The organism is Pseudoalteromonas sp. S1610 (assembly GCF_005887465.1).
Taxonomy (GTDB): Bacteria; Pseudomonadota; Gammaproteobacteria; order Enterobacterales; family Alteromonadaceae; genus Pseudoalteromonas; species Pseudoalteromonas undina.
In genome coordinates, this window is sequence record NZ_PNDI01000004.1 from 99279 (window position 1) to 109618 (window position 10340).

The window sequence follows — 10340 nt, forward strand, 5'->3', positions numbered from 1 at the left end:
ACAATAAAGAGTAACTTGTTTATAGATATAAAAAAAGCTGCAAATTGCAGCTTTTTTTACCTAAACGCTTATTCAGCGTCTGCAGGTTTATGCTTTGCAGCTGTTTCTGCGATCAGTGGTTGTAATTCACCACGTTGAAACATTTCAATGATAATGTCACAGCCACCAATTAACTCACCTTCAACCCAAAGTTGTGGGAAAGTAGGCCAGTTAGCATACGCAGGAAGCTCTGCACGAATGTCTGGATTAAGTAAAATATCTACATAAGCAAACGGTTCACCACACGACATTAACGCTTGTGATGCTTGTGAAGAAAAACCACAATTAGGCAGTTTTGGTGATCCTTTCATGTATAAGATGATTGGGTTTTCAGCAATTTGCTGTTTAATTTTATCGATGGTTTCCATTTACAACCTCAAAATGACGATAGCGAACACATTAGGCCTTGAAAAAGTTTCACTGTGGCCTCAGATATATAGATTAAAATAGGCAATTAAAGCCTCAATCTTAAATAGCTTTAGCAAGAGCATTGCTGTTTGCTAAAACTTGAGTAAAATACTCAACAATTATAGTAACACTATATTCCTGTTTGGTATAGATAAGTGCCCTGTTTGCGCAGGCATTACGTATTACTAAATAGACTATCAACCAAAAGAAGATGGAGATAAAAAATGGCATTTGAACTACCGTCACTACCGTATGCAATTGATGCACTTGAGCCACATATTTCACAAGAAACGCTAGAGTTTCACCATGGTAAACACCACAACACTTATGTGACTAAACTTAACGGTTTAATCCCAGGCACTGAGTTTGAAGGTAAGTCACTTGAAGAAATCGTATGTTCTTCAGAAGGCGGTGTATTTAATAACGCTGCTCAAATCTGGAACCACACTTTCTACTGGAACAGCCTATCTCCAAATGGCGGTGGCGCTCCAACAGGTGCAATTGCTGATGCAATTAACGCCAAATGGGGCTCATTTGACGCATTTAAAGACGCGTTAAATGATAAAGCAGTAAATAACTTTGGTTCAAGCTGGACTTGGTTAGTTAAACTGGCTGATGGTTCACTAGACATCGTTAATACATCTAACGCTGCTACACCACTAACAGATGCAGGTGTTACTCCAATCCTAACAGTGGATTTATGGGAACACGCATACTACATTGATTACCGTAACGTGCGTCCAGATTACCTTAAAGGTTTCTGGTCACTAGTTAACTGGGAATTCGCGAACGCTAACTTCGCATAATTAGTTTAATACTAGTTTTAAAAAGACGCTTAGGCGTCTTTTTTTATGCCTACAATTTGCATTAATTGCGTTTATACGTAGGTTGTTTTATAAAAGCGCATCTTGATCATTTTTCATATAAATTTTTAATTTTATTGCACAAAAAATGAAATTCGTGACTAGACTTTAGATAGTGAATACATCTTCAAAGTAGGTTTCGGAGGTCATTATGACTATTTTTGATCACTACCAAGCACGTTATGAATCAACACAAGAAGAAGAGTACAGTGTTGCTGAATTCCTCGAAATTTGTAAAACCGATAAGTCTGCTTATGCCAGTGCACCTGAAAGGTTACTGATGGCCATTGGCGAGCCTAAAATGGTAGATACTGCTACCGATACTCGTTTAAGTCGCTTATTTTCAAATCGTGTTGTTGCACGTTATCCAGCATTTGCTGACTTTTATGGCATGGAAGACGCTATTGAACAAATTGTGTCTTATCTAAAACATGCAGCACAAGGCTTAGAGGAGTGTAAACAAGTACTTTATTTACTCGGCCCTGTGGGTGGTGGTAAGTCATCAATTGCCGAAAAATTAAAGTATTTAATGCAACAAGTGCCTATCTACTCCATTAAAGGCTCACCAGTTAATGACCATCCGCTGGCATTATTTGACCCCATTGAAGATGCAAACCTGCTCGAAAAAGAATATGGAATCAAGTCTCGCTACCTTAAAACAGTGATGTCTCCATGGGCCGCAAAACGCTTACAAGAATTTAATGGTGATATTAGCCAATTTAGAGTGGTTAAACGCTTCCCATCAATTTTAAATCAAGTAGCGATTGCTAAAACAGAGCCCGGCGATGAAAACAACCAAGATATTTCGGCTCTTGTAGGTAAAGTAGATATCCGCCAGCTTGAACACTTTGCGCAAAATGATCCTGATGCGTACGCTTATTCAGGCGCATTATGTTTAGCTAACCAAGGCTTAATGGAGTTTGTGGAAATGTTCAAAGCACCGATAAAAGTGCTACACCCGCTTTTAACAGCCACACAAGAAGGTAACTATAACGGCACAGAAGGCATAAGCGCCCTGCCATTTAACGGCATGATACTCGCCCACTCCAACGAGTCAGAATGGCAAACCTTTAAAAACAATAAAAACAACGAAGCTTTTTTAGACCGTGTTTATATTGTTAAAGTCCCATATTGCTTAAGAGTGACCGAGGAGATTAAAATTTACGATAAGCTGATTGAACACAGTGAGCTTTATAATGCTCCATGTGCGCCAGGAACACTTAAAATTTTAGCTCAATTTACCACTCTCTCGCGCTTAAAAGAGCCAGAAAACTCTAGCATTTACTCTAAAATGCGGGTCTACGATGGTGAAACACTCAAAGATACCGATCCAAAAGCTAAGTCATACCAAGAATATCGTGATTACGCTGGTGTCGATGAGGGCATGAACGGTCTTTCAACTCGTTTTGCGTTTAAAATTTTATCTCGCGTATTCAACTTTGATACCACCGAAGTGGCCGCCAACCCAGTACATTTGTTTTATGTACTTGAGCAACAAATTGAACGAGAACAATTTAGTGCCGAGGTTGAAGAGCGTTATTTAAGTTTTTTAAAAGGCTATTTAATTCCACAATATGTTGAGTTTATAGGTAAAGAGCTACAAACCGCCTATCTAGAATCGTACTCGGAATACGGACAAAATATTTTTGACCGCTACGTTATTTATGCTGATTTTTGGATTCAAGATCAAGAATATCGCGACCCTGATACAGGGCAATTGTTTGACCGTGATGCGCTTAATGCTGAGCTCGAAAAAATTGAGAAACCGGCAGGTATTTCAAATCCTAAAGATTTCAGAAATGAAATTGTTAACTTTGTACTACGTGCTCGCGCTCACAATAATGGTAAGAATCCGCTATGGACGAGTTATGAGAAACTACGCACTGTTATTGAGAAAAAAATGTTCTCAAACACCGAAGACTTACTCCCTGTCATTTCATTCAATGCTAAAACATCGGCTGAGGATCAGCAAAAGCATGAGGACTTTGTTAACCGTATGGTTGAAAAAGGCTACACGCAAAAACAAGTGCGCTTGCTATCTGAGTGGTATTTACGGGTTAGAAAATCGCAATAACCTTCATAATTGCAGTTTTTAGGAGGTCATTATGGCGCATTTTATCGACAGGCGTTTAAATGGCAAAAACAAAAGCACAGTTAACCGCCAGCGTTTTATTAGGCGTTATAAAAAGCAGATAAAAGAAGCGGTGTCTGATGCGATAAATAAACGCAGCGTCACCGACTCTAGCTCTGGGGAGAGTATATCTATTCCACAGCGTGATATTAGTGAACCTACTTTTCATCAAGGTAGAGGCGGTAATAGAGAGCAAATACATCCAGGGAACGATCAGTTCTCTACTGGTGATAAAATTGAGCGACCTAAAGGTGGACAAGGCGGTGGCGCGGGCGAAGGTGAAGCGAGTGATTCTGGTGAAGGCCAAGATGATTTTGTTTTCTCAATTTCTAAAGACGAATATCTTGATTTGTTATTTGAAGATTTAGAACTCCCTAATTTACAAGAAAATCAGCTCGATAAGCTCGTACAAATGAAAACCCATCGCGCTGGGTTTTGCAGCGACGGTATGCCCAGTAATATTGACGTAGTGCGTTCATTACAAGGCTCTTTAGCTCGTAGAATTGCAATGACCGCAGGAAAAAAGCGCCGCCTTAGTGAACTTGAGGGGCAATTAGCACTACTGCTTGAACAACCACACTGCGACAAAGCCGCTGTGACATTGTTGCAACAAGAAATCGACATTCTAAAGCAGCAAATTAAATCGGTACCCTTTATTGATAACTACGATTTGCGTTTTCGTAACTATAATAAACAACCACACCCAACCAGCAAAGCAGTAATGTTTTGTATTATGGATGTATCCGGTTCAATGGATCAAGCCACCAAAGACATGGCAAAACGCTTTTATATTTTGCTTTATCAGTTTTTAACTCGCAGCTATAAAGACATTGAGGTTGTGTATATTCGTCATCATACTCAAGCTAAAGAAGTTGATGAACAAGAGTTTTTTTACTCCCAAGAAACGGGCGGTACTATCGTTTCAAGTGCGCTTAAGCTGATGAATGAAATAATAGCAGAGCGCTATAATGCTGATGAATGGAATATATACGCAGCACAAGCCTCTGATGGTGATAACTGGGCAGATGATACCCCGCAATGTGGGCATATTTTACGTAACAAACTGTTAAGCGCAGTGCGATATTTTGCCTATATAGAAATTACTACCCGCGCCCACCAAAGTTTATGGCGCGAGTACCAAAGCATAAGCCAAACTCACAGTAATTTTGCCATCCAACATATTCAAGGTGTTGAAGACATTTACCCTATATTTAGGGAGCTATTTAAAAAAGGCCGTCAACAGCAAGGGGCTGCATAGCCAAAGCGAGGTAGCAATATGAATAACGAGCGAATCAGTGATGGGCCCGATTGGACCTTTGAGTTACTTCAGCAATATCAAGATGAAATTGCACGTGTTGCTGAGCATTATAAACTAGACACATACCCTAACCAAATTGAAGTGATCACTGCTGAGCAAATGATGGATGCTTACTCCAGTGTAGGCATGCCTATTGGCTATACTCACTGGTCTTACGGTAAAAAGTTTATCCAAACAGAACAAAATTATAAACGAGGTCAAATGGGCCTTGCATATGAAATTGTGATTAACTCCAATCCATGTATAGCTTATTTAATGGAAGAAAATACGCTGCCGATGCAGGCATTGGTTATGGCACATGCGTGTTACGGGCATAACTCTTTTTTTAAGGGGAATTATTTATTTAAAACATGGACTGATGCCGGTTCTATAATTGACTATTTATTGTTTGCTAAAAACTATATTAGCCGCTGTGAAGAGAAATACGGTATTTCTGAAGTAGAAAGCATACTCGACTCTTGCCATGCATTAATGAGTTATGGTGTTGACAGGTATAAACGTCCGCAGCGTATTTCGTTATTTGAAGAACAAAAACGCCAGCAAGAACGGGCTGAGTACTTACAATCACAAGTTAATGAACTATGGCGTACCATTCCCTCTCAGCAACAAGAATCAAAAAAAAGTGAGCGCCACTTTCCGCAAGAGCCACAGGAAAACATTCTGTATTTTATTGAAAAAAATGCTCCTTTACTTGAGCCATGGCAACGAGAAATCGTACGTATTGTGCGAAAAATATCGCAGTACTTTTATCCGCAAAAACAAACACAGGTTATGAATGAAGGTTGGGCCACTTTTTGGCACTACACTATTTTGAACCACTTATATGATGAGGGAAAACTAACCGACTCATTTATGTTAGAGTTTTTACAAAGCCATACAAATGTTGTATATCAACCCCCTTATAATAGCGATTATTACTCAGGTATTAACCCCTATGCGCTGGGTTTTAATATGATGGTAGATATACGCCGAATTTGTGAAAACCCGACAGAAGAAGATAAACGCTGGTTTCCTGAACATGCTGGTAGTGACTGGCTTGAAACTCTTCACTTTGCAATGCAAAACTTTAAAGATGAAAGTTTTATTAGCCAATTTTTATCGCCAAAACTGATCAGAGACTTTAAATTGTTCACTATAGTAGACCATGCTAACAACCCACATTTAGAAATAGGCGCTATTCATGACGATAATGGCTACAAAGCGGTTAGAGAGGCACTTTCTTCACAATATAACCTTAGTAATCATGAACCTAACATACAAGTTTACGATGTAGACTTGCGTGGCGATCGCTCATTAACCCTGCGATATATCCCTCACAACGCCATTCCACTGGCCAACTCCCATGAGGAGGTATTAAAACACCTTTACAGACTATGGGGCTTTAAGGTAAAACTGGAACAGGAGTCAAATTCTGGTGATATTTCAACCATTGGTCAATGCCCAAGCGATGACTCACGCCATACAACAGAGTAAAAATATGCATAGCGAACCAATTGTGAGTTTTATGCAGGTTATACTGTCTATATTTCTCCAATATTAAGAGATTTAGGCTTGGTTTTTTCTAAGGAACAACTCGTTAATGCGTTTGAGAACTACCGCAATCGCAGCAGGCCCTTATAACTGATAATAACTTACGCTATAAGCTTCATATTAAAGCGGGATTCCCGAGCAGGTGATCTTAAGCTTAGTGGCTAAGCTTAATGCTGATTTAGTGATTATAGGCTCTGTAGGAAATGTAGGGATTAAAGCTAAACTCATTGGTAATACCGCAGAAAAAATAATGCGTTTACTCAAAACTGATTTACTTATTTTACCTCCCAATTAAAAAATGATGCTTACGCATCATTTTTTATATCAGCATATACCGACACTTTATTTCGACCGGTTTCTTTTGAATGGTAAAGTGCTTTATCGGCAGCTTCAATCCAACGCTCATGATCTTTAAATTCGTTGTCAAAGCAGGCAATACCCACACTAATGGCCATATGCATAGTGTGCTCTTTGTATTTCGCTGGTGAGGTTTCGATTAATTGGCGTAAGCGCTCAGCAAATACGATAGCCCCTTGTTTATCGGTATCTAATAAAGTAACAACAAACTCTTCACCGCCGTATCGCCCAGCAATATCAGTTTCACGCAATGCAGTTTTAAGTAAACTCGCTATATGACGAAGTGCTTCATCTCCCGCACTATGACCAAAGTCATCGTTTACCTTTTTAAAGTGATCAATATCAAAAATTAATAACGAGCAGCAACCTTCACTGCGCTTAGTACGTAAAAATTCTTGATGTAACAAATGCTCCCAATGTCCTCGGTTTGCAAGTTGGGTAAGGCTGTCAGTTTGGCTTACTTGCTCTAATTTTTTGTTTAACTCTTCAAGCTCTTTTTTGTTAACTGCAATATCCGTTACATCGTAGATAATAATACAAATATGCTCTACTTCCCCTCGTACATTCGTAAGTGGAATAAACGTGGCGTTTTGATACATATAATCCGCTTTACCTGTAATCGGTCGATAATTTTTAAAACGAAAAATATACGGCTGCTGTTCCCAAATAGTAAATGAGCGATTTTTTAATACAAACACTGACTCTGCTTTACTTCTAAACCATTTTTCATCTATGGCTGGAAATAGATCAAACAAGTCTTTATCTTTTACTGCACTCGGTAACAGCCCAGAATGGTTTTCCATAAAGCCATTCCAAACGCATACCTTGTAGTCTCGATCAAGCACCACAAGGCCTACATCAACAGTATTAAACATGTCCATTAACCAATGGATTTCATTTAAATCTAAATCAGCTGGCATAAATATTTAATCTTCCAGTAGATAGGCAACTTTATATTTCAAAGTTTTAAGTGAATCTTCAGTAAAGAGCAACATTAAATCACAACTAATATCATGATTTTCAATACCGTAACTAATTTCTATGGCAAGTGTCCGTTGCCAACGCGACTTATTAGACTGAACAAGCTCAGAAACATCACGGTGCTGGCCCAATACAATGGGATGGCCTTGACTAAAGGTCATGTCGAGCTGCTTTGATAAGCCTGTTAATATAGCGCCAATTAAAATGTTACTTACATCCATTAGCAACTCTAACTCAACCTTGTCGTTTAATTCACCTTCGTAATTCATTAATGAGGCTATTTCTTTAAAACTAGAATCATTTAAAAGTAATAACGCCTCACCAGATACCCCGCCGCCAATAAAACCTTGGCAAATACCCGACGTAGTGTCATTGGTATCAACAGAGCTTAGCGCCATATTAAGCTCACTGACTTCTAAAACATTAACATTAGGAATGGGTAGCTTAACAAATACATTAAGCAGTCGTGCAAGTAGATCCCCTGCTTGGCCCATAGCAACATTAGTCAGCTCTTGGTATATATCACGAACATCAGGGTCAACTTGTTCACCTAAAGTGTGGGACAAACGTTCACGCAGTGCTCTATCTCTTATGCCATGGTGCTCTATAATGGCAGCGAGCTTTTCAGGGGAACATGGTTTTTGAATAAAGTCTATGGCGCCAAGTTCAAGTACACGTTGATGTGCGCTTGGTTGAATATCGCCCGATACCACCACAGTGAGCACGTCTAGTCCCTGATCTTTCATTGCTGCCAACACACCATAGCCGTCCATCTCTGGCATATTTAAATCAAGGAAAAGAATTTCAGGTTGGGCTTTGCTTATTTGTTTTATGCAGTCTACACCGTCACATGCAAATTCAATTTTAATATCCCAATCATCGGGTAAGGAACGAGCCAACTGGCGTCGTGCTAATTTTGAATCATCACATATTAAAACCGATGTTGACATACAATCTCACTATTTTAAAACTGGGTGTAATTTTAAGCGTGTAGAACAAGCCACGGATACATAAAAAATAATACCTATTTCTTATACATACATAGTAATCAATGTATTACTTATTTTCAATTTTAGGCAAAAATAAAGCTGTGGATTTTTCTGCTTGGTTACTTATCTACATTATAATACACTCACAACTATTGCGTTAATTTAAAAGGAAAAAACTCCATGCGTCGTACATTAGCTTTTGCATTAAGCCTATTTTGCTGTGCCAGTTTTGCCGCAGATTTACCCGAAAACACACTCGATGCAGGAAAAGTAACTGCACAAGGTAAGCCAGTTACCTTATTAGGGAAAGGCCTTAAAGTTGGTGAAGATGCCCCTAACTTTAAAGTAGTTAATGACAGTTTCACTGCTGTTACGTTAGAAGATTATAAAGGCCAAGCTGTATTAATTAGTGTTGTTCCGAGCTTAGATACCGGTATTTGTAGCTTACAAACTAAGCACTTTAATGAAAAAGTCGCCCAACAATTTCCAGGCGTGGCCATGCTCACTATTAGTGCCGATTTACCATTTGCGCAAAAGCGTTTTTGTAAGGCCGAAAATATCGATAAAGTAACGACGCTTTCTGATTCTGTATGGCGTGATTTTGGTCAACAGTATGGCTTAATCATTAAAGATATGGGATTACTTACCCGCTCTGTTTTTATTCTTGATAAGAGCCATAGGGTTATTTATAAGCAATTAGTTAGTAGTTTATCAACCGAGCCTGAATATGATAGCGTCATTGAAAAGCTTAAAATGCTTTAAAGGTCAAATTTCAGGAAATAAAAAACCGCTATAAAAGCGGTTTTTTATTTTGCTGTGTGGTTAAAAAATTAACCTAGTAGCTCAGCTAGTTGCTTGCTTACTGCTTCAACCGCTTGGGTACCATCTAATTTATGGTACTGAGTATTACCCGCTTTAGCTTCTGCTTGGTAGTAGTCAACCAATGGCATTGTTTGCTCATGGTAAATACCTAAGCGTTTACGAACAGTCTCTTCGGTATCATCTGCACGAATAATTAGCTCTTCACCTGTTTCGTTGTCTTTACCTTCCTCTTTTGGAGGATTGTAAACAACATGGTAAACACGGCCAGAGCCAGGATGAACACGACGTCCGCCCATACGCTCAACGATAACTTCATCAGCAACATCAAATTCAATAACGTGATCAACCACTACGCCATTTTCTTTCATTGCATCAGCTTGTGGAATTGTGCGTGGGAAACCATCTAGTAAGAAGCCTTTTTCACAATCTGGCTTGGCAATACGCTCTTTAACAAGGCCAATAATAATATCGTCAGAAATAAGCTGACCTGCGTCCATTACTTTTTTTGCTTCTAGGCCTAGTGGTGTGCCCTCTTTAATTGCAGCTCGTAGCATATCACCGGTAGAAATTTGTGGAATACCGTATCTATCCATTAAAAACTGAGCTTGAGTACCTTTACCTGCACCCGGCGCGCCCAAAAGAATAATGCGCATATCATTGTCCCCTAATATGAGAGTTTATTTTAAAGTCTGAATTCTTCCATAAGCGCTGCAGATACTCAAGTAACTTATACTAATTGTCTAGGGTCTGTTGACCTTTGCGGATTAATATTTGTTCAAACTAGGGAGAATTTAATCGCGGCGCGGGGTTTGTAACCTAGTGGGCTAAGTAAAAACCGAGCAACAAAGAGTAAATCGCCCCTAGGCAGAACCCTTCGGGCAGCGCCTGTTTGGCATTGATGG

General features: G+C 39.2%; 10 protein-coding genes. 6 read left to right on the forward strand and 4 right to left on the reverse strand.

All coding sequences use genetic code 11. The features are described from left to right. Nucleotides 1-68: 68 nt before the first annotated feature. Nucleotides 69-407 (reverse strand): Grx4 family monothiol glutaredoxin, encoded by a 339-nt coding sequence (locus tag CWB77_RS02885; protein ID WP_024602947.1) that lies wholly within the window; start codon nt 405-407, stop codon nt 69-71. Between the two features lie 264 nt (nt 408-671). On the opposite strand from CWB77_RS02885, the gene CWB77_RS02890 reads away from it, so the two are divergent. The 5 genes from CWB77_RS02890 (at nt 672) to CWB77_RS18575 (ending at nt 6584) form a co-directional block, all read left to right on the forward strand. After that, entirely contained in the window at nt 672-1253 is a 582-nt protein-coding gene (locus CWB77_RS02890; RefSeq protein ID WP_010388603.1) for a superoxide dismutase, read from the forward strand. Nucleotides 1254-1461: 208 nt separating this feature from the next. After that, the gene (locus CWB77_RS02895) at nt 1462-3384 is read left to right on the forward strand and encodes a PrkA family serine protein kinase (protein WP_010388602.1); all 1923 of its coding nucleotides are present in this window, start codon (nt 1462-1464) and stop codon (nt 3382-3384) included. A gap of 31 nt (nt 3385-3415) precedes the next feature. Then, nucleotides 3416-4699, forward strand: coding sequence for a YeaH/YhbH family protein (locus CWB77_RS02900; protein WP_010388601.1), 1284 nt, complete (start codon nt 3416-3418; stop codon nt 4697-4699). A gap of 18 nt (nt 4700-4717) precedes the next feature. Continuing rightward, nucleotides 4718-6232 carry a SpoVR family protein gene (locus tag CWB77_RS02905; RefSeq protein WP_138621288.1) on the forward strand — a complete coding sequence of 505 codons (1515 nt, stop codon included), beginning with the start codon at nt 4718-4720 and terminating at the stop codon, nt 6230-6232. A gap of 199 nt (nt 6233-6431) precedes the next feature. Next, nucleotides 6432-6584, forward strand: coding sequence for a universal stress protein (locus CWB77_RS18575; RefSeq protein ID WP_241773558.1), 153 nt, complete (start codon nt 6432-6434; stop codon nt 6582-6584). Nucleotides 6585-6594: 10 nt separating this feature from the next. On the opposite strand, the gene CWB77_RS02915 is transcribed toward CWB77_RS18575, so the two are convergent. After that, entirely contained in the window at nt 6595-7566 is a 972-nt protein-coding gene (locus CWB77_RS02915) for a sensor domain-containing diguanylate cyclase (protein WP_010388598.1), read from the reverse strand. Between the two features lie 6 nt (nt 7567-7572). Then, on the reverse strand, nt 7573-8577 hold the full coding sequence (locus CWB77_RS02920; protein ID WP_010388597.1) for a response regulator: 1005 nt from the start codon (nt 8575-8577) through the stop codon (nt 7573-7575). 219 nt (nt 8578-8796) lie between these two features. On the opposite strand from CWB77_RS02920, the gene tpx reads away from it, so the two are divergent. After that, a complete protein-coding gene (gene tpx, locus CWB77_RS02925; RefSeq protein ID WP_138621290.1) occupies nt 8797-9378 on the forward strand; it encodes a thiol peroxidase in 582 nt (193 codons plus the stop codon). Between the two features lie 68 nt (nt 9379-9446). Here tpx and adk read toward each other — a convergent pair whose 3' ends face one another. Further along, nucleotides 9447-10091, reverse strand: a complete 645-nt coding sequence (gene adk / locus CWB77_RS02930; protein ID WP_008468042.1) for an adenylate kinase — start codon at nt 10089-10091, stop codon at nt 9447-9449. Nucleotides 10092-10340 lie beyond the last annotated feature (249 nt).

Excerpts from the sequence above, each read along its gene's own strand:
- CWB77_RS02915 (WP_010388598.1), bottom strand. The coding sequence starts at position 7,566 with ATGCCAGCTGATTTAGATTTAAATGAAATCCATTGGTTAATGGACATG.
- CWB77_RS02900 (WP_010388601.1), top strand. The coding sequence starts at position 3,416 with ATGGCGCATTTTATCGACAGGCGTTTAAATGGCAAAAACAAAAGCACA.
- adk (WP_008468042.1), bottom strand. The coding sequence starts at position 10,091 with ATGCGCATTATTCTTTTGGGCGCGCCGGGTGCAGGTAAAGGTACTCAA.
- CWB77_RS02890 (WP_010388603.1), top strand. The coding sequence starts at position 672 with ATGGCATTTGAACTACCGTCACTACCGTATGCAATTGATGCACTTGAG.
- CWB77_RS02895 (WP_010388602.1), top strand. The coding sequence starts at position 1,462 with ATGACTATTTTTGATCACTACCAAGCACGTTATGAATCAACACAAGAA.
- CWB77_RS02920 (WP_010388597.1), bottom strand. The coding sequence starts at position 8,577 with ATGTCAACATCGGTTTTAATATGTGATGATTCAAAATTAGCACGACGC.
- tpx (WP_138621290.1), top strand. The coding sequence starts at position 8,797 with ATGCGTCGTACATTAGCTTTTGCATTAAGCCTATTTTGCTGTGCCAGT.
- CWB77_RS02885 (WP_024602947.1), bottom strand. The coding sequence starts at position 407 with ATGGAAACCATCGATAAAATTAAACAGCAAATTGCTGAAAACCCAATC.
- CWB77_RS02905 (WP_138621288.1), top strand. The coding sequence starts at position 4,718 with ATGAATAACGAGCGAATCAGTGATGGGCCCGATTGGACCTTTGAGTTA.